This window comes from Sorangium sp. So ce1014 (genome assembly GCF_051521505.1).
In the GTDB taxonomy this organism is placed as follows: Bacteria; Myxococcota_A; Polyangia; order Polyangiales; family Polyangiaceae; genus Sorangium.
On record NZ_CP150356.1, the window covers coordinates 1,112,858 to 1,132,613 of the forward strand.

The 19,756-nt window shown below is 68.6% G+C and carries 15 protein-coding genes; 9 read left to right on the forward strand and 6 right to left on the reverse strand.

Annotated elements, in window-relative coordinates; all coding sequences use genetic code 11:
• Positions 1 to 2: 2 nt before the first annotated feature.
• From WME75_RS04275 to WME75_RS04285, 3 genes are read right to left on the reverse strand one after another with little or no spacing between them, the layout of a single operon-like run.
• Positions 3 to 1,190 (reverse strand): efflux RND transporter periplasmic adaptor subunit, encoded by a 1,188-nt coding sequence (locus WME75_RS04275; protein ID WP_437486697.1) that lies wholly within the window; start codon positions 1,188 to 1,190, stop codon positions 3 to 5.
• Entirely contained in the window at positions 1,187 to 1,855 is a 669-nt protein-coding gene (locus tag WME75_RS04280) for a hypothetical protein (RefSeq protein ID WP_437486699.1), read from the reverse strand. Before WME75_RS04280 ends, WME75_RS04275 begins: the two co-directional genes overlap by 4 nt.
• A 1-nt stretch (position 1,856) precedes the next feature.
• On the reverse strand, positions 1,857 to 2,756 hold the full coding sequence (locus WME75_RS04285; protein WP_437486701.1) for a hypothetical protein: 900 nt from the start codon (positions 2,754 to 2,756) through the stop codon (positions 1,857 to 1,859).
• Between the two features lie 267 nt (positions 2,757 to 3,023).
• Here WME75_RS04285 and WME75_RS04290 point away from each other — a divergent pair, with 267 nt between their 5' ends.
• Positions 3,024 to 4,511 carry a sensor histidine kinase gene (locus WME75_RS04290; RefSeq protein WP_437486703.1) on the forward strand — a complete coding sequence of 496 codons (1,488 nt, stop codon included), beginning with the start codon at positions 3,024 to 3,026 and terminating at the stop codon, positions 4,509 to 4,511.
• Positions 4,508 to 5,923, forward strand: coding sequence for a sigma-54-dependent transcriptional regulator (locus WME75_RS04295; RefSeq protein ID WP_437486705.1), 1,416 nt, complete (start codon positions 4,508 to 4,510; stop codon positions 5,921 to 5,923). Before WME75_RS04290 ends, WME75_RS04295 begins: the two co-directional genes overlap by 4 nt.
• Before the next feature lie 136 nt (positions 5,924 to 6,059).
• Here the strand turns inward: WME75_RS04295 and WME75_RS04300 are convergent, their stop codons facing one another.
• Positions 6,060 to 8,378, reverse strand: a complete 2,319-nt coding sequence (locus WME75_RS04300) for an RICIN domain-containing protein (protein ID WP_437486707.1) — start codon at positions 8,376 to 8,378, stop codon at positions 6,060 to 6,062.
• 116 nt (positions 8,379 to 8,494) lie between these two features.
• Here WME75_RS04300 and WME75_RS04305 point away from each other — a divergent pair, with 116 nt between their 5' ends.
• Complete coding sequence (locus tag WME75_RS04305) at positions 8,495 to 9,379, forward strand: LysR family transcriptional regulator (protein ID WP_437486709.1); 885 nt, start codon at positions 8,495 to 8,497, stop codon at positions 9,377 to 9,379.
• Positions 9,380 to 10,600: 1,221 nt separating this feature from the next.
• A complete protein-coding gene (locus WME75_RS04310) occupies positions 10,601 to 10,831 on the forward strand; it encodes a hypothetical protein (protein ID WP_437486711.1) in 231 nt (76 codons plus the stop codon).
• A gap of 430 nt (positions 10,832 to 11,261) precedes the next feature.
• On the opposite strand, the gene WME75_RS04315 is transcribed toward WME75_RS04310, so the two are convergent.
• Both WME75_RS04315 and WME75_RS04320 read right to left on the reverse strand, forming a co-directional pair.
• Positions 11,262 to 12,770 carry a hypothetical protein gene (locus tag WME75_RS04315; protein ID WP_437486713.1) on the reverse strand — a complete coding sequence of 503 codons (1,509 nt, stop codon included), beginning with the start codon at positions 12,768 to 12,770 and terminating at the stop codon, positions 11,262 to 11,264.
• A gap of 158 nt (positions 12,771 to 12,928) precedes the next feature.
• On the reverse strand, positions 12,929 to 14,020 hold the full coding sequence (locus WME75_RS04320) for a PEGA domain-containing protein (RefSeq protein WP_437486715.1): 1,092 nt from the start codon (positions 14,018 to 14,020) through the stop codon (positions 12,929 to 12,931).
• Between the two features lie 226 nt (positions 14,021 to 14,246).
• Between WME75_RS04320 and WME75_RS04325 the strand changes: the two genes are divergently transcribed.
• The 5 genes from WME75_RS04325 (at position 14,247) to WME75_RS04345 (ending at position 19,149) form a co-directional block, all read left to right on the forward strand.
• On the forward strand, positions 14,247 to 15,338 hold the full coding sequence (locus tag WME75_RS04325) for an RNA polymerase sigma factor (protein ID WP_437494739.1): 1,092 nt from the start codon (positions 14,247 to 14,249) through the stop codon (positions 15,336 to 15,338).
• Between the two features lie 224 nt (positions 15,339 to 15,562).
• The gene (locus tag WME75_RS04330) at positions 15,563 to 16,063 is read left to right on the forward strand and encodes an RNA polymerase sigma factor (RefSeq protein ID WP_437486717.1); all 501 of its coding nucleotides are present in this window, start codon (positions 15,563 to 15,565) and stop codon (positions 16,061 to 16,063) included.
• 111 nt (positions 16,064 to 16,174) lie between these two features.
• Entirely contained in the window at positions 16,175 to 16,600 is a 426-nt protein-coding gene (locus WME75_RS04335) for a hypothetical protein (RefSeq protein WP_437486719.1), read from the forward strand.
• 2 nt (positions 16,601 to 16,602) lie between these two features.
• Positions 16,603 to 16,971, forward strand: a complete 369-nt coding sequence (locus WME75_RS04340; protein ID WP_437486721.1) for a hypothetical protein — start codon at positions 16,603 to 16,605, stop codon at positions 16,969 to 16,971.
• Between the two features lie 684 nt (positions 16,972 to 17,655).
• Complete coding sequence (locus WME75_RS04345) at positions 17,656 to 19,149, forward strand: anti-phage dCTP deaminase (protein WP_437486723.1); 1,494 nt, start codon at positions 17,656 to 17,658, stop codon at positions 19,147 to 19,149.
• Positions 19,150 to 19,756 lie beyond the last annotated feature (607 nt).

The window sequence follows — 19,756 nt, forward strand, 5'->3', positions numbered from 1 at the left end:
GGCTAGCCCCCCGCGGCGAGGAGGACGGTCATGGCGCCCTCGACGACGACGCGCTCGCCCGCGGCGACTCCCGCCGTGATCCCCACGGCGCCGGCGGACCTCGGCCCGACCGCGACGGCGCGCAGCTCGAACGTCTCGGGGCCTGTCTTCACGACCACCGTCGGCGCGCCGCTGCGATCGAGCAGGGCCGACACGGGGACGACGACGCTCTCGACGGCCGCGCCCCCGGCCATGCGGACGTGGACGAGCGCGCCCACCCGCGCGCGCCTGTCCTTGTTGTCGATCTCGAAGAGCGCCTGGACGGTGCGGGTCGCCGGGTCGACGAGCGCGGCGACGGCGAGGCGCCTCGCCTCGAAGCGCGCCGCGGGATCCGCGACGAGCGCCGCCTCGGCGCGGTCGCCGGAGAGGCGCGCCGCGTCCGCCTCCGGGATGCGCACGTCGAGCCAGAGCGTCGCGAGATCCACGATGCGCCAGAGCTCGGTCCCCTCGGCGACCTGGGCGCCCGGGCTCACGCGGCCGGAGACCACCGTGCCGTCGATCGTCGCGCCGAGCTTCTGCGCGCCCGCCCCGCCCGCGAGCGCCCCGACGTCCGCCCGGGCGCGCGCGGCCTCGGCCCGGGCGATCTCGACCTCGGCCTCGGCGGCCTGGATCTCCTTCTCGGCGACGAGGCCCCGGAGCTCGCGGCGCCGCGCGAGCTCGCGCTCGGCCACGCCGAGCCGCGCGTCGGCGACCGCGACCCGGGACGCGGCGTCGCTGCGCGACAGCCCGAGCTGCGCGCTCTCCGCGCCGCCCAGGCTCGGCCTGAGCGTGGCGAGCGGCTGCCCCTTCTTCACCTCGTCGCCGAGCCGGACGAAGCCGCCCTCGGGCGGGAAGAGGCGGCCCGCCGTCGGGGCGACCACGGCGAGCTCACCGGCCGGGCGCGCGATCACCGTGCCGATCTGCCCGAGCCCCACCGCCAGCGCGCCGCGCCGCGCGCGCTCGGTGCGGAGCCCCAGCAGGAACTGCGTCTCGATCGGCACCTGAGCCACGTTCGGATCCGCCGCCGTCGCCGCGGACGGCCTCGCCGGCGCGCCGTGATCCTCGCCCCCGTGCGCGTCGGCGCGCTCCTCGAGGCCGAAGGCCGCGAGCGCCGAGGCGACCGCGAGCGCCGAGGCGACGGCGCCGGCGGTGAGCGGGCGCGCGCGGCTCACGAGGCCACCTGCGAGAGCGCGGGCCGGCCCTCCGGAGGCTGGCTCCCCGCAGGCGGCTTCCTCCGCGCGCGCCGCCCGAGCGCATACCCGATCGCGCCGCTGAGCACGGCGAGCGCGCCTGCGCCGACGGCGAGGCTGCCGGCGGGCACCCCCGGGGCCGGCGCCGCGGCGGGCGGCGCCGCCGCGGGCGGGGCGGCGCCGAAGCGGAGATCGCCGACGATCACGAGGTCGAACGCGTCCCCGGCCTCGACCGACACGACCCCGTTGGCCGTCGTCCCCGGGGCAGCGGCGGGGAGGGCGAGCTCGTACACGCCGGCCGCGCCCGTCTTCGCGGCGTCGGCGGCGAAGGTCAGCCCGCCCTTCAGCTCGAGCCGGACGCGCGCGCCTTCGACCGGCGCGCTGGAGTCGGCGCGGGCCACGTAGACGCGCGCGGGCAGCGTGCCCTCCGCGTTCCGCGCCGGGTACTTCACCACCACCGAGAACCTCGCTGTCTCTCCCGACACGACGTGCTCCGTCCCGGTGCTCGCGGCGCGCGGCGCGGCGGGCGCCGTGTGGTCCTCGCCCCCGTGCGCGAGGGCGCGCGGGGCCGCCGCGCAGAGCGCGAGCGCCGCGGCCAGGGCGGCGGCAGCGACGCCCTGCTTTCGCCTGTGCCGCGGGGTCGTCATCTCAGTGCCCGTGCCCGTCGTGGCCGTGCCCCTCGTGCCCCGTGTGGCCGTGCCCCTCGAGGTGGAACGCGAACCGGAGCGAGGCCGCCGCGCCCCCGGCCGGCGTGATGCTGAGCACCCCGTCCAGGTGATCCTGCTGGACCGGATCGACCTTGCCCCGGAGCACGTCGGCCTTCTCGTCGTAGGCGAGCTCGGCCTCCTTCGCCCCCGCGACGACGGGGCGGAGGCTCGCGGTGACGCCCTTGGCCGAGCGGGGCTTCTCGCCCGCGTCCAGCATCCAGACCGTGATGTCGCCGGTCTTCTCGAGCTTCACCTCGACGTGGCCGTCCCCGAGCGACTGCACGACGCCGCCGTGGGGCGAGCCGTGGGCGTGCTCTCCGGTCGGGTGATGCGCCGGCGTGTCGGCGAAGGCCGCGGTGCCTCCGGCCGGCACCGTGAGGGTCATCTTCATCGGCGCGCCGCGCACCTTCAGATCCCAGGTGTAATCCGCCTTGTCCGGCGCCGGGCCCTTCGCCGAGAGCGACCCCTTCGCCTCGTCCGGCGCGAGCGGGAGGGTCTTCTTCTCCTTCCCCTTCGGCTCGATCGTGATGGTGCCGGCCACGTCCTTCGGCGGGATCGGCGTCCGCACCGCGTCGCTCACGTAGAGGTCGACGGCGCCGTCGGCCCCGACGACGACCTCGACGTGGTTGTCGCCCTCCATGGTGACCAGGCCGCCGTGGCGGGGGTTGTGATCCGCGTGAGGGCGCTTCTCGCTCGCGGCGTGGTCGTGGGGCGCCGCCGCCGGCGCGGCCGCGGGACCCTGCTTTGGGCCGGCCTTCGCGTGGTCGTGGCCAGGCGCCTCCTTCGTGGAACAGGCCAGGAGCGGGATCGAGACGAGCAATGAGAAAAGGATTTGGCGCATCGTGCTTTCCTGGAGCCGAGGTTCTTGCCCGGGAGAGCATGCCCCCGAGCAACGAGCGCGCCAAGACGTCACACGCGCGGATCCCGCGCTCCGGTGCGGCAGATCGCTCTCTCAGTGACCTCCAGGGTCACCGCGTTGTGACCCTCTCGGTCACAGATCGCCCCCTCGCCGGGATCGGCGAGCGCGTCGCCCGGCCGGATCGGGGCCGGGGACGCCTCTCGCGGCCCCGGTACGCGGCTTGCGACGCGGCCGGCGGTGTCCTCGGCCATGGCTCCGCCTCCCGCTCCGCAGCGCCTCTATCGGCTCCGCCGCCGGCTGCTCCTTGTCATCAGCCTCCTCGTCGCCCTGGTGGTCGCGAGCGGCGCCGCCACGGTGCTCACGGGCCTCGCGTCCCGCCGCGCGATCCTCGAGGCGCACGACCTCGAGGTCGCGTCCCGCCGGGCCGCGCTCCTCAGCGTCACCGCGCGCGAGCAGTACATCCACGAGGCCCACACGATCATCCTGCGCGACCGCTCCCACGTCGCGCACCACGACGCCTGGGTGAGCGAGCTCGGCGACAAGCTCGCCGAGCTGCGGCCCAGCCTCGGCGCCGGCGCGGCCGCGCAGCTCGACGACATCGGCAGGGCGAGCCGCGAGCTCAGCGAGCTGTTCGCGAAGGAGATCCTCCCGGCGATCGACAGGCAGGACTGGCACGCTGTCCACCACGCGCACGATCGCGCGAACGCGCTCGTCGACCGGATGACCGAGCACGCCGACCGCCTGGCGCGGCACTACGACGAGCGCGCCCTCGCCGCGGAGCGCCGGGCCGAGCAGTTCATCCGGTTCGCGCTGATCCTCGCGACGGCCGTCTGCGCGCTCGCCGCCGCGCTCGCCCTGATCGCCGGGCGCAACCTCTGGCGCTCGTTCTCCACGCCGCTCGCCTCGCTCGAGCGCGTCGCCGAGCGCGTCGCCACGGGGGATCGCAGCGCGCGCGTCGAGCCGGTCGCGGCCGTGGAGCTCGCGGCGGTCGCCGACGCGTTCAACCGCATGCTGGACGCGCTCTCGCGCGCCGAGGCCAGCCTCGTCGCCTCGGAGCGGCTCGCGGCGGTCGGGCGCGTCGCCGCGGGCGTGGCGCACGAGATCAACAACCCCATCGCCGTGATCCGCGGCTACGTGAAGACGATGGTGAAGGAGGCAGGGACGCCCGAGCTCCGCGAGGAGCTCGCGATCCTCGACGAGGAGGCGGCGGCCTGCCAGCGCATCGCCGAGGAGCTGCTCATGTACGCGCGCTCGCCGGTCCTCGCGCCGCGCCCCGTGCAGGCCGACGAGCTCCTGCGGGACGCCGCCTCGCACTGCGACGGGCCGCCCGGGCGGGGCGACCCGCGCCTCTGCGTGGACGCCGAGCCGGCCTTCATCGCGGTGGATCCGCTCCGGATCCGGCAGGTCGTCGTCAACCTCGTGGCCAACGCGCGCGAGGCGACCGCGGGAGACGAGGAGATCGTCGTGCGCGGGAGGCGGCTTGACGGCGGGTACCTCATCGAGGTCCTCGACCGGGGCGCCGGCGTCCCCGACGAGGCGCGCGAGCGGCTGTTCGAGCCGTTCTTCACCACCCGCCGCGACGGCACCGGACTCGGTCTCGCGGTCTGCTATGGTCTCGTCACCGCGCACGGCGGGACGATCCGGGCGGAGCCCAGGCCGGGGGGCGGCTCCCGGTTCGTGGTCGAGCTGCCGGGCGTCCTCGTCGACGAAGCAAGGGAGAGCCAGGAGCGCGCATGAAGCCGACGGTGCTTGTCGTGGACGACAAGGCGAACATGCTGACGCTGCTCTCGAAGGTGCTCGGCAAGGGCGCCAGGGTCGTGACGGCGCGGGGGGTGCGGACGGCGCTCCAGGTCCTTGAGACCGAGCCGGTCACAACGGTGCTCTGCGATCTGCGCATGAACGACGGGGACGGGCTCGACGTGCTGCGGGCGGTGCGGGCGCGCTGGCCCGGGGTGCCGTTCATCCTGATGACCGCGTATGCGTCGGTCCCGACCGCGGTCCAGGCGATGCGCGAGGGCGCCTACGACTACGTGATGAAGCCGTTCGATCCGGACGAGCTGCGCGCGCTCGTCGAGCGGGCGACGGCGCAGGCCGCCGTGCTGAAGGGCGAGCCGAGCGCGCCGGAGGCGCAGGGCTTCGCGGCCATGACGGGGCGCGCGCCCGCGATGCGGGCCCTCTACACGATCATCGAGCGCGTGGCGCCGACGGACGCGACCGTGCTCCTCTTCGGCGAGACGGGCACCGGCAAGGAGCTCGTGGCGCGGGCCATCCACGAGCACTCGTCGCGCGCGTCGCTCCGCCCCATCGCGGTCAACTGCGCGGCCATCCCGCGCTCGCTCATCGAGAGCGAGCTGTTCGGCCACGTCCGCGGCTCGTTCACGGGCGCCGTCGCCGACCGCGCGGGCCTCTTCGAGGAGGCGCACGGGAGCACGCTGTTCCTCGACGAGATCGGCGAGCTCCGGCCGACGGTCCAGGCGAAGCTCACGCGCGTGCTCGAGGAGCGGGCGGTGCGGCGCATCGGCGAGTCGCGCGAGCGCAAGGTCGACGTGCGGCTCATCAGCGCGACGCACCGCGATCTCCGGGCGATGGTCAAGGCGGGCGCCTTCCGCGAGGATCTCTGGTTCCGGCTCAACGTCTGCGTCATCGAGCTGCCCCCGCTCCGCGATCGCGCCGAGGACATCCCGCTGCTCGCGCAGCGGTTCCTCGCCGAGCGGGCGCCGCAGCCGCGGTCGGCGGTGACCGGGTTCTCGGCCGCGGCGATGAGCGCGCTCCAGACGTACCGCTGGCCGGGCAACGTGCGCGAGCTCAAGAGCGCTGTCGAGCGGGCGCTCGTGGTCGAGACGGCGGGCGAGATCCGGCTGGAGTCGCTGCCGCCCGAGGTGCAGGGGGCGAGCCCGCTGCGGCTCACGAGCTCGAGCGACATCGACCTTGCCCAGCTCTCGTACCGCGAGGCGGTCGACGCCTCGCGCGAGGAGATGAACCGCCGCTACCTGGAGGCCGTGATGCGCCGCTTCCGGGGCGACGTGCTGAAGGCCGCCGCGCACGCGGGCGTCGAGCGCGAGAGCTTCTACCGGCTGCTCCGCCGCTGCGGCCTGTCCGCCGACGACTTCCGCGAGGAGCGCCGGGGCGCGGACGGCGCGAAGAGCTGAGCACAGCGGCGCTCCGCGGCTCTGGCTCGCCCGCGCCACGACGACCGCCCCGACGAGAGGACGAGCCCCGGCACGACCGGGTGGCTCCGTGAGCGTCGCGAACGTCAACGGAGGTGGCCCGCGGGGCTCGCCCTCCTCACTCGAGCGCCGAGGACGACGGCGCCGCAAGACCCTTCACCATCGGCCCCTCCGGCCCGTCGTTCAGCTCGCACTCGTCCGCCAGGGCCTCCCAGAAATCGCAGCCGGACTTCCGGTTGCCCCAGCGGCTCGTCTTGTTGAGGAACGACAGCGCGCCCGTGTAGCTGCCCATCGCCTGCCATTCGAACGGCACCACCGTGGTCCACGTCTGCCACTGGATACCATCCCCCGTGTAGTCGGCCAGATAATCCCCGTTCGGCAGGTCCCGGTAGACGTGCTTGCCCGTCTCCGCATACAGCCCGTGCGAGCCCTTCGCCGAGTACGTCTCGGCGTGCCAGCCGTCGATGCCGAGGTGCTTCTGCCCATAAGCGAACGTATCCCCGTGCGAATGCTGGGCGAGGTACACGTCCGCGGGTCGCCCATCGATGAAGCGGACGGTCATGTGCTCCCAGTCTCCCACGTGGTTGCCGAATCGGAGAGAGTAGCCGCAGGTCGTCCCGAACAGGTAGTCCACGTAGAGCAGGCAGACGACCTTTCCGTTGTTGTACGGGTAAAACATCCAGTAGATGACGTCCGTCGTGTCGACCGGCGTGCCCGTGCGTTTGACGATCTCGGCATACACCGGCACGCCGACGTGATCCGGGCGCTGCCCGTCGAGGAAGGCAGGGTTCGTGCAGTTATTGCAGCCGAGCGATTCGTTCGTCACCAGGAACCCATTGTCCTCGTGCACGTTCGCGAGGAAGAATTCGGCCGAGGAAGGGAAATATGCCTCGCTCGGGTCGAGCGTGACCTTCGGCGCGAACATCGTGGCCGAGAGGCCGGTCACCGGCCCGCCGCGCAGCTCCTCGTTCGCCGTGGCGCTCTTGTTCAGCACCCAGTAGCGACCGGCGCCGCCGTCGTCGCCGTGGCTCGGCCGCGAGACGAACGTCGAGGTCGGGAGCCCGCGGTAGCTCTTCGTCGTCGCCTCCCAGATGCCGGCGTCCATGTCCGCGCCCGACCCGGCGTCGTCCCAGATCTTGGCCGAATTGCCGGAGAGCACGTACGCGCTCTTCACGCAACGAATCAGGTTCGTGGACGGCTTCGTGTAATTGCCGGTCGCGACATGGCCGAGGCAAGTATACCCCGGCGGCGCCACCGGCTCCCAGAAGCTCCCGTCGTGATCCCCGCCGGAGCCCGTGTCTTTCCAGACGAGGTGGTAATCGAGCGGCGCCGCGAGCACGTCGCCGTCCCCCTTGACGACGAACGTGCTCCGCGGCGCGCCGTCATGGTTTGGCATGGCCACATCGCCGAGGGAATAATAGCCTGGATGCTGGCCGAGGTCCGGGCGCCAGATCGAGACGTCGTCATCGGCGCCGGTGCCGTCGTCGTCGTAGATCCAGAGGAACTCGGTCGCCGGCTGGACGTGCAGGCTTTGCGGGTAGCGCAGCGAGGCGAAGTTGGAGGAGATCGCGAACTCCTCCGCCTTGCCTGAGGCATACGTCGCGGCCACGAGCTTGTAGGTGCCTGTCGAGAGCGTGAGCGTGATGCGCGCGTTGGCGGCGTCTCCGCTGTCGTTGTCCTGCGCGAGCACGTTGCCGCTCGCGTCGAGCAGGTACAGATAGGTGTCGACAGGCGAGGTCAGGTCGAACGTGACCGCGCGGGTCGGTCCGGCGTAGTCGACGAGGAACGACCGGTTTTTAGCGCTCGTCGCGCTCTGGCCGCCGGAGCTCTTCCAGTAGCCATACAGGAGGTTGCCCGTCGTCTCCACGCGGCTGGGCTTGAACTTCTGGTTGTCGCCGCCGTGGCAATCCCACAGCCGGATACCCGCGGCGTCGGCGGTGCTCATGTTGCTGACCTCCATACATTTCCCGCTCTGCTTGGACTTGAGCGAGAAATACCCGTTGCCCATCGGCAAGGGCTTCCACTTCTGGTTGTCCGCGTCATGGCATGTCCACTGGTCGATCGCGGTCCCATTGCTGGTGCCGTGGTTGGCGACATTCAGGCATTTGCCGCTGTGCCTGGCCACGAGGCGGTAATATCCATCGCCCGTGGACTCCAGCGAGAATTTGCGCTGATCCGCGCCATCGCACGTGATTTGCCAGACGCGGGCGCCGTCGGCCGGGTCGGCGTCCTTCACGGTGACGCATTTGTTGCTGTGTTTCGGGATGAGCCTGAACGGGCTATCGAAGGTCTCGATCGCCTCTTCATGTGACGCGATCTCTTCGTCCTCGAAGCGCTCGTCTTCAGGCAGGTCGACGCAGCCGGAGAGGGCGGCGATGGCGCAAAAGGTGGGAGCGGCGATGAGGGGGCGGAGCGTGGAGGCGTCAAAGCGGCGCATGGTTCGTTCTCCTTTGAATTGAAAGCCTGCGAGATCCAGGATAGGTTGTGCCGCTGATCGTACAATGACCGCGGATGGCCCACCGTGGGCCGCGTTCTGGCCAACGAGAGGACCTGATGGATCTCGAGGAGCTCCAAGCCTTCCTGCACGTCGTCAAGCAAGGCTCGTTTCACGCGGCTGCCGAGGCGACCGGCATGTCGCGCACGACGCTCAGGCGCCGCGTCGAGTCCTTGCAAGCGCGCGCCGGTGTCTCTCTCCTGGAGAGCAACCGGCAAGGCGTCGTGCTCACCGAGGCGGGGCGCGCGCTGGCGGGCCGGGGGCAAGCGATGGTCGAGGAGGCGAGCGCGCTGGTCTCGTCGATCCGCGAGCTCGGGCGCGAGCCCTCGGGGCTCCTGCGCCTGGTCCTGCCCGTCGGCCTGCCGCCGCACCTCATGGCGCCGCTCTATGCATCGATCCGGAGCGCGTACCCGCAATTACGCCTCTCTTGCCAGTTCAGCAACGACCCGCTCTCCGAGTCGCTCGTCGACATCGATGTCGCCGTGCATTTCGGAGAGGGCGCGCCGAGAGGGCCTTGGCTTTCGCTCGCGATCATGCGCATTCGAGAGCGATTATGCGCGAGCAAGGAATACCTCGCCAGGCGGGGGACGCCGGCCTCGATCGACGATCTGGCGGGCCACGAGCTCCTCTCCTGGCGAGCGCCGGGCGAGGACGCGTCCGGCTGGCCTACTCGCAATGGCGGGAGATTCCCGGTGGAGCCGGCCTTGATCGCGACCGACATTCACCTCGTCCGGCAGTGCTGTCTGGCCGGGCTGGGTGTTGCCTTGATCCCGGATGCGATGATCGATGGGCCCGCCGGGGACGAGCTCGTCACGGTTTTGCCCGACATCGTGGGCCGCGAGCGGGCCGTGCGGGTGACGGTGCCGGAGGCGCTGTCAGAGATACCGAAGGTCAAGATGGTCCTGACGCACGTGCGGAGGTTTCTCCGCGGGGTGACCGATTGATCAAGGAGGCAGGACGAGCAGGCGCAAGACGCGCGTCGGGGCGCAGGTCTCGCGTCGGCTCCGGGGGCCGTGCGGATCAGGGGTTTTCATCCAGCGGAGCGCGCGTGTGACCTTGTCGGTCACAGCGCACCTCGGCGGCGCCGCTGACCAACCCATCCGTGCCCTTCGTCCACACAAGCCATGCTCCGCCCGAGGCGCTTCGCGCGGATCCGTCGAATTCTGCGGCGACTATAGAGCGGGTAGACCAGCGCCACCGACACGCTCCGGATGGCACTCATCTAATATTGGAAACCCATGGAGACTGCTGCGGTGCCAGGCTCGCCCGCGTTCGCGTCCAGATCGCCAGCGCCACCACCATCACCAGGAGTTCCGATGTTGATCACAGAGTCGGGATCGACGTTGGGACCCAGGTCGGCGGTATGCGCGACGGCGAGCGAGTGCCCACTGTGTCCGCCACCTCCCCGGCCGCCGTTGCCTCCCTTCCCGCCATCGCCGCCGCCGCAGCCCGGATGTGACCCCGCTCTGTTCTCCCCGCCAGTACCGCCGTACCCACCCACACCGCCGAACTGACCGTTTCCACCGCGTCCGCCGTTGCCGCCCCGACCCGTGGCGATGAGCGTTCTGCTCACACGGACGCTGGCGTGATGAGACAGAATGCCGATGCTGGACCCGCCTGGACCGCCGCCCTTGCCGGGCTTGCCGCCGCAACCTCCAGCGCCTCCCGAGCCTCCCGAAGCGCCTCCCTGCGTCAAGCCAGCGCCGCAAAACATGAATCCGCCGCGCGAGCCGCCTCCACCACCGCCTCCATAGCCATGCTGGCCCGCCTCGCCATCTTCGCCCGCGATGCCTTCCAGTCCCGCGTCGGTGAGCCTCCCCGGCCCCGACGCACCGTTGCCCCGCGCGCCGTCAGCACCGTGCTGCGCCTCTGCTCCCGCGCGGCACTGGGAAGCGCCAGACTGACCAGATCCGCCAAGACCCAAACCGCCAGGATTCGGGTTCGGTGTCTCGGTACCATCCTCGCCATCACCACCATCACCCTTCGTGCCAACGCCGCCCATTCCGCCTGAGGAAACGCCGTCATCACAGGACGTCGTGACCCGCGCGCCTCCTTCAACCGTATCCGCGGAGCACGCCACCGCACCTGGGTTCCCCGGCGCCCCCTCTTGTGCTGGTTCTGCTCCGCCGTCCGCGCCGGGATCTCCATCCGCGCCATCGCCCGCGATGAGCGCGCTCAAGCGCACCTCCACCGTCACTCCCGACAAGGCGCGCATGGCGATGGCGGAGCCGCCCGGCACCGTGGCGTCTTGTGCGATCATTCTCATCCTCGTGATGGTCGTGGCCGCAGTGCCCCCCGGCGCCGGTTCCGCTGCATCATTCACGACGGTGAGCGGGATGAGGTTCGGCCCTGAAGCAATCGTGGTGAGCTCGCCGAGCGGATGCAGCGGCCAATGACTCGGCAGACCGCGGCAGTCGAGCCCGCCCCACACCTCCATTCCTGCTGGCACACGGACTTCGACAGGGAACGTCTCCGCGCATGCGTACACCCGCATGCCACGATCGCGGGCAAGATCGAACGCACGCGCAAACGTCTTCACCGGAAGATTCGGCGTGCCAGGACTAGCATCATTGCCCTTGTCTGCCACGTACACGCCCTCGCAGCCGACCGGACGGTCGGGGCTGCCGGGATCCGCGTTGCAAGGTTCCACCGGCTCCACCGGCGCGCATGTGAGGGTCTCCTCACAACGCTCCCACACCCCCGATTCGCTACCGCATCCGATCGCCGCGATCCCGTTGAACAAAGCGGCTCCGAACAGCAAAGGCCGAGCACCCAGCGCACGGAGGCCCGTTTCCTTTCTCGTCCTCTCTTCCCACATGGCGCCCTCTACTGCAGCTCATTGGAGTCTGGATCGTTCGGATCGATGGCCGCAAACGGCAGGAACTCGGCCGCCACGCCATCGTCGCCCTTGCTCTCCGTGGCGTTCGGATCGCCGCCGGGCGCTCCCTTCCCAGCGGTTCCAAGGAGAAACGTCGCCTGGACGTTCTCGCGCGTGACCTCCGTGGTCTCCAGGTACGCGATGCCCACCGAATGACCGCCGAGCCCGCCGCCTCCGCCCCCACCGGGCCCCCCGTTGCCGCCGTCGCCTCCGCGGCACCCCGGGAGCGCGCCGGGCACGCCTCTCCCGCCCTCGCCCCCAGGAGCTCCGCTTCCCCCTGGCAAGCCCGCCCCTCCCGCACCACCCCGGCCGCCGCGGCCCGTCTCGATCGTCGATCCGCGGACGGTGACCTTCGAACCTCTTGTGACGATGCCGATGCTCGCTCCTCCGGCGAAACCGCCTGTTCCCTGTTTGCCGCCACAACCGCCGGAACCGCCCGAGCCGCCGAACGCCCCCCCAATCGGCCCGGCACCACACGCGGTCGCACCGCCGCGCGAGCCGCCACCACCGCCGCCACCCTGGCCCGGGCGTCCGAGTGTCGCGTCCTGCCCCTTGCCCAGCGTGCGGACCCATCCGACAACGCCAGGGCGCGTCGCCCCTTGGCCGTGCACACCCGCGGCACCGTTGAGGCCGTGCTGGCCGTCGGTGCACGCCGTGCTTCCCTGCTGGCCGACGCCCCCGGTACCGGCGCCCGTCGGGTTCGGGTCGGGCAGCGGCTCCCCATGACCTGCGCTGAAGCCCTCATCGGGCAGCCCGGGGCCGCCGTGGCCGCTGACCGAGGTTCCGTCGCCACACTCCGTCGTGACCGCTGGGGTTGCGACCACGTCATTGACCGTGCATGCGTCGGCTCCCGGGTGTCCAGGCAGCCCGCCGGCCGCCGCTGCGTCCTCCGCCGGAGCTCCGGGCTCACCGTCGGCTCCGTCACCTGTGACGATGAGGCTGTCGATCACCTCGAGCTCGCTGTCCGCGGTGAGATAGATCCCGAGCGAGTTGCCGCCCGGCTTCGCGCCTCGTCCTGTAATGATTTCGCTCGCCACGAGCTTGAGATCGGCCTCATCGCGCACGGCGACGATTCCGATCGAGCACGCTTCTGTTCGGTCCACCTCGTTCCCGTCGGGCGCCACGATCCGCAGGTTCGCGAGCGTGATTCCCCGCCCTCCAAACGTCACCACTTCACGAACGGGCCGCTTCGGGGCGATGACGGTCTTCGCATCGGCACCGAGGTACTGCCAGCCGTTCGTGCAGTCGAACCCACCCCAGATGCTCGTGTCGTAGAACCAAATACGTTCGTCGAAGGTTTCCGCGCACGCGTAGACATGGTGGGGGTGGCTGCCCGTCTCCGTGAGCTCGAGGGCTTTGCGCAGTGTCTTCAGCGGCTCCGCGCGCGTTCCTGGATTCGCGTCGTCGCCGAGACTTGCGCTGACGAAAAGGCCGCACCCATCTTGCGGAGGCCTCACCGTGGGATCGCCGTCGCAGATGGGCTCCCTAGGGTCAGGGCCGGAGGAACACCCGCACACGACCGCCGCGAATCCGCACCCCAGCGCGATGGGAGACAACACAGCCACCACGCGTCGACGTCTTGATGAAATATCCATGTCCCCGCGCTCCACATCCGTCACCACACGCCAACCATCATCAACCCCGCGCTCCGCCCGCCCGCCGTGGGCACGATGCGTGCCCCGTCGCTAGGCGGCGAGGTCCGGCCCACGAGCAGCGACGCGAGCGTCAGCGCACCGAGCGCGCCGCCGGTCGCAAGGCTCACCCATCCGACTTGCTCCAGGAGATCCCGCCGTTCCTGGAGGTCGCGCAGCTCCGAGCACGCACGCGGCGCATTCGGGCGGGCACACCGATCCGCTTCTCTGTCGGCGCCACGCAGCGTGGCGGCTCGATCGTGGAGCTGGTCCTCGGTGTAGGCACTCCAGATCAGGAACCCGCCGCCGACTGCCATGGTTGCTCCCGCCAGGATCGCGCCAGCGATGCGCAGGTTGGACGCGGTGGCGGACGGCGTCACGGGCGAGGCCTGTGCGCCTCGCGCGGACCGTTTCGCCGTACGAACCCCCGTGGCGGTGTCCTTCGCCTCGGCTGCCGGCGTCGCGGCGCGCGGCACCTGCATCGAGATGGTGGTCGCCTTGCCCGCCTGCGCGTCGAACGACTGGAACGCTTCCTCGTGACCGGCCAGCCGGGCCCGCACCATGTGTTGACCGGGCTCCAAGAACAGCCGGTAGATCCGCGCGGGCGCGCTGATGGGCTTGCCGTCGATGAGCACCTCTGCATCGGGCGGGTCGACCGAGAGGTACAGCGTCCCTACGTGCGGTGCCGCCTTGCGCTGCCCGGCCTCGAACCGTAGCTGTAGCTGGAGCGGCAGCGCGTCACGCTGCTCGAGACTCCAGGCCAGGTGCTCGGCTGCATCACGGTACTTGCGCAGCTCGAGCTCGCACAGGCCGAGCTCTCCGGCGAGCTCCGCGCGCTCTCTCTCCGTGCTCGACGCCGGGTCTGCTGCCTCGAAGGCTGCTTTGTAGGCCACGTGAGCCTCGGTCCACCGTCCTGCGTCGCGCGCTCGTTTCGCGCGGCGAACATGGTCCTTCACCGCCGAACCGTCGCCCTCTTCCAGCGTTGAGTAGATATCCTCGGCACGCGCCGATCTCGTATAGCCAGTTGCGGCCCCGAACATCAGGCAGAGAAGCAACGAAGGCGCAACGAATCGCATGGCGGGACCGTACTTACGCCAGGCGTGCGGCGTCAACGGCGATGAATTCGTCGAGAGAGGACCGTTTTCAACGGCAAAGATCAACCCGGAGACGTAAAGGGTTGGTCCTCTCCGGACAGGGGTGCCACAGGCGCGTGGGCACACATGGTGTCACATTGTCCTACCAAAGTCGCCGCTCCGTTCATTTTCCTGAACCCTTCCGAGAGGCTCGGGGGTGCTACCCACTGTGGGCAGGCCAGCAAGAACCACCCCCCGCTTCGAGCTCCTCCGGCGCCTCGCGAGGCGCGCCGGCGTTCCCGCGCGAGATGCCGAGGATATCGCGCAGGAAGCGCTTCTGCGGGGGTGGGAGTCACGAGAGCGCATCGAGCCGGGCGGGGATCCGGCGCCGTACGCCGTCACGATCGCCCGGAACCAGGCGCGGAATCACACCCGCAACGCGCGCCGTCGGGGAGAGGTCCTGACGTCGTTTGACGACCTCGATTTGGGGGACGAGTGCCCCAGTCCGGAGGACCTGATCCGCAGGCGGGAGCGGGAGGCGCTCATGCGCACCCTGATCGGCCAGGTCGATCCCACGTACCGCGACATCTTGGTCAAGCACGATCTCGAGGAGATGCCGTTCGCCGAGATCGCCGCAGAGCTGGGGCTCAAGCTGAACACCGTGAAGACCCGACACCGCCGGGCGCGCGAGCACCTGGACGAGGCGACGCGGCGCTGGATGGCGCAGCAAGAATCCCGGGGCTGGGACAAGGAGCCATGCGTTCCGGTGGCGTTCGGCCTGCACGGTCGCTCGTGGTGGGCGGACGTGCTGCACCTGCAGAAGGTGGGTGCGAGGCTCCTCGCGCAGGCAGCGTTTGTCGGGCTGATCGGCGCCGTCGTTGCGACGCCTCCCTCCTCGACGAGCACGGCCAACACGACGCCGCTGTTCCAGCCGGCAGCGGTCCGCGCGTCCGAGGGCGCGCTCCTGCCGCAGGACACCGCGCCGTTCGCCGGCCCGCCGGACGTGCCCCCGGCGGTCGCCACCACCGCGCTTCTGGTGCAGAGCGTGTCAACCCCCGGCGAGCATCCACCGGTCGCGATGAGCGGCAAGGCTGCTTCGCCTGCCACGATAGCTGCGCATACCCCATCTCGGGTCGGCTCCGCGCGCCCGGTCGCCAGCGAGCGTGAGAAGAGCCTGATCCGCCAGGCGCGCAAGGCCATCGAGGCCCACAATGCCAGGGCTGACGTGGAGGCGCGACGCCTGCTCGACATGCACGCCATGGAGTTCCCGCGGGGTCAGCTCGCCGGGGAACGCGAGGCGCTGCTGCTGCAACTTCGCTGAGTCGTCGGCGGCCCGGCGACAGGTAGCCAGCGGTAGAGGCGGCGGCGGTCTTGAGCGACGCCAGGCCGAGATCCGCCCTGCGCCGGGCCAGGAGAATGAGCACGTCCATGAGACGCGACGTCGTGAAAGGAATGTTGCCGCTGAACGCCACCTCGCCGGGGCAGCGAGCCGTGGCGGAGCGTAGGGGGACATCGCGTCCAACCGGAGCTGCTTCAAATCCCGCAGTGCACGTTCCGTTCGATGCCATCATGCGACAGTCGGGGATGATCCATACGGTGTTGCGTCAATATGCCGTGCCCGCGTGCGATTGGCCCGACCTCATGCAGGAGATCTTCCTGTCCGCCTGGCGCAGCGTGGAGACCGGGCGCTTCCGGCCCTCCCAGCACGTGCCAGTGAACGAGGCCCTGCAACGTTGGCTATTCGCCGTCGCTTGGCACCACGTGTTCCACTACCGCGGGCACATGTACCGGTGGCACAAGGAGCGAGCGGCATCCACGATTCCGGGGAACGCACCTTCGCCGTTCGGCCAGGTGGAGGCCCGGTTGGCTCTGCGTGGTCTGGAGCGGCTCACCCCCGAGCTGCGTGCTGTGCTTGCGGGCATCGCCTTGGGTTACACCTGCAAGGAGATAGCGGTGGCGCTCGGGCAAAACCCGCTCACAACGAACAGGCGGATGCACCGCGGTAGAAGGCAATTGCGGGAGGTACTCCGCCGAGCGAAGCGCTGACGTAGCTCGCCGTCGCCGAGCGTGACGAGCTCGTCGAGGAGAACCTACGCCCCCTCGCCGGTGCCATGCGGGCGCTCGATGGCCTCGTAGAGCAAGCGCCGCGTCGAAGCGGTGCACTTCACGTCGTGGGGCAACGAGGAGGTCAGCGTCGACTTGGCCCCGACCACGACGTACGCCGACTGGCTGGCCGCCGGCTCCCGCGTCTTCCGCGTCGACGTGCCCAACGTGGAGTCGCGCGACGTGCTGCTCCTGGACTGCTCCTTCACGCTCGAGTTCCTGGCCAGCGGCACCAACGACCAAGCGCGCGTCCGGCTCGTCGCCGTGGCGCCGAACGGCACGACGTTGATTCCCATCGGCGCGCACATCGCATCCGAGCTGCGCAACTCGCGGGCCCCCGTCGCGATCTCCGGGTCCTTCGTCCCACTGCAGCCCGGCAACTACCGCATCAAGCTCCAGGGCAAGACGCGGAACGGCGACCCTGGGCAGCTCGGCATCTACGACGCCTTCGTCCTTCGCGTCCTGCACCTGAAGAGGTAACTATGTCGAGGGTCCTGAACTGGATCGACACGCTGTTCTTCGGCGTCCGCCGCATCTTCGCCGCGGGCGTCGAGCTGCCGGAGCGCCCCGTGCTCAACTTCGTCGGGGCGGTGGTCACCGACAACCCGGCCGAGAACCGGACCGACGTGTTCATCCCGGGGGTGTGGCTCATCAGCCCGGTGGTCACGGGCACCTACACGGCCCGGCCGGGCGAACTCGTGCGGGTCAACGCGCATGACGGGGTGTCGATCCGGCTTCCACCGGCCGCGGGGAATGTCGGCGCCGAGATCGTGGTCAAGGAGGTCGCCGGGGTGGAGGAGGCGATCGAGGTGCTCGCAAGCACGGGCCAGCAGGTCGCGCGGGACGGGTAACCTTACATGACCATCCGCTTGGTGAGCGACGGACGGCGCGACGTGGATCGTGATCTGACGGACGGGGCAGCGGGGGACCAGGACGGCGAGGTGCCCGAGCTGACGGGGAGGAGGGGCAGCCGCCGATGCCTCCCTCGGCGCCGCCCGGAGAGCCGACGGCACCCTTGCTCCAGCAAGGCGGTGCTGGCCGATGCCGCGCTCAAGGTGGGAGCTGTGTCAGCTCAGCAGGCTACCTCTGATTGTTCTCTCGACCTCTCGTTATCCATGGATTCTAGTAATTAATCTAACCAAAAACGTCCAGTTCCAACGGAATTCTGCGTTGGAAGGCCCCTGCACATGATCCGTCTACGACCGCCATGACATATCCCGTCAGCTCGCCGATGGAATTTGCGAGTAATTTCCATCGGTTGCCAGCCACGAGGATTTCCGTTTGCAAACCTGACTAGTACATTTTATCTCACAGAACGCATGTCTCGCATGTCTCGCATGTCTCGCATGTCTCGCATGTCTCGCGGCATTACAAGGGTTTCTACAGTGTTCGACGGTGGCGAGCTGAGCTAATAGCACAGTCTGGTGCCATAGACTAACGCTGGACAAGTGGTTCGGCGCCTTCGGAATCGTACGTGTCACTGTTGTTGAGCTCAGCCGGCCGCCGACCGAACCGTTCAAGATGGTGAGCAACTCGTGGTCGACACGCGAACGCAAGAGCAGCTTCCGCTACTCGTTTTCGGCCTCGCGGGCCGCATCGGGGCCGGCGTTTCATTCGTCCGCGACAAAATTCATCAGGGATTACAAACATACGGTTATCAGGTCGAGATCATCGACGTAACGCGTGTGTTCCTCATTGAGCTCTTCCAGACAGGCAGCACTTCGGGCGCAGATCCCAATGTGTCCTTCGAAGCTCAATTTTCTAGCGCTGGTGAACGTATTGCTGAGTTGCAGAGACGAGGAAACTTCCTGCGCAGCAAGTACGGAGACGACATCATCTCAAGATTGTGCATTAGCCATGTCATAAACCCTTGGCTAACGAAGTCGGACACGAGCAAACGAACCGCATTTATCATCGATAGCCTCAAGCGGCCCGAGGAGGTTGACCTCCTAAGGACAGTATTTCACGATGCATTCGTGATGGTCGCGGTCGTCAGCTCAGATGAGCGGCGAAAAGAACGGTTAAGGGAAAGAAAGTCCCTGGGTGCGGCAAGGTTCGACACTCTCTCTGACATAGACGCAGACGAACACAAAGAGCACGGCCAAAAGGCAGCCGAAGCGATTCTCAAGGCGGACTACTTTCTCGCGAACAATTTCTCAACCGCTACTGATTTGGACCAAGAGGCCGGCAGGCTTCTACAACTTGTGTTTGATGTGGGTATAGTATCCCCATCTACCGACGAGTTCGGGATGCATGTTGCTTTTGAGGCAGCGGCACGTTCGGCTTGCCTGTCTCGCCAGGTAGGAGCGGCCATCTTCTCTAGTCGTGGCACCGTTCTTGCGACGGGGTGCAACGACGTTCCCAAATTCGGCGGCGGATTGTACACTTCTGAAACTTTAGAAGACAAGCGCTGTTGGACCCTGGGAGCTAAATGCTACAACGACGACGAAAAGAGTCTGATCGTCGAGCAGTTACTCTCTGTATTGAACGAGATACCTGCCATTAAGGCGAACGCGGATATAAAGCAAGAAATCAAGAAGGCTCTTGGCAAGACACGAATCAACGGCCTAATTGAATTCTCAAGAGCCGTCCACGCTGAGATGGACGCAATTCTGGCGGTGGCGAGAGCAGGCGAGACAGGACTAGTCGGGGCCACAATCTATACGACCACGTATCCATGCCATAATTGTGCAAAGCACATTATTGCCACTGGAATTAAACGCCTGGTCTTCTTAGAACCGTACGAAAAAAGTCTGGCGCGAAAATTACACAACGACGCGATTAAAGATCCAGGCAAGAGCAGCGACGGCGTGGAATTTGACTCGTACAGTGGCGTTGCACCTCGAAGATACAATTACTTCTTCGCGATGAAGAGGCCACGTAAAGAACACGGGAGATACATCGACCGTGACAGGATGCGCAACACTTTACTGCACGTCGGCATTCAGCGACACGACGAGCTCAGTGAACGAGTGCGCAAAATCGCGGCCATGACAGTGGGCATCGTCGCTCAGGAGATGACATCATGAGTACAGTAACGCGGCGCAGCAAACCAGCAGATGCGGACCGCGCAAGAGCTGCGAAGTTTGTACTCCGTAGTCCAGAAGAAGTGTACGAGATCGCAATGAAGCATTCTCGTATGATCAAGGCCGCAGTAGAAGCCGGTTCCTCCCAGACAGATTTACGCCAGGCAGAGCCCCCCCACAGTCAGAAGCAAAAGTAGGGCAGCGTTCTGGGCGGCCGTAACGACAAGCCATCAGGCATCGCCGACGGCCGCAGTAAGGTCAGTGCTCGCGAGGACGTGCTTCCGCGCCACCGCGGCCGCGGAGACCTCCGGCCCGCAGGGTTCAAGGCATGGCGGCGCGGCCGTGTGACTTCCGTGTGCCCCGACGCCAGGGCACGGGGCTCCCTCTGCGAGACCGGCGTGGGCGAGGCATAGGCCTGACGAACTTCCCCACACCCGTGAAGACCTCAATTGGCAGTTCTAGGAAAGTCAAGCGCGGCCGTGTGGTTTCCGTGTAAGCGCCCAGCCATCGCCATGGGCGCGGCCCCTTGCGGCTCTCACCGGGGTCGACGATGCTGGGCGCGGGGCGGCGCCTACCGATGGTCCGGGCAGACGCGGGCGGACACGAGAGG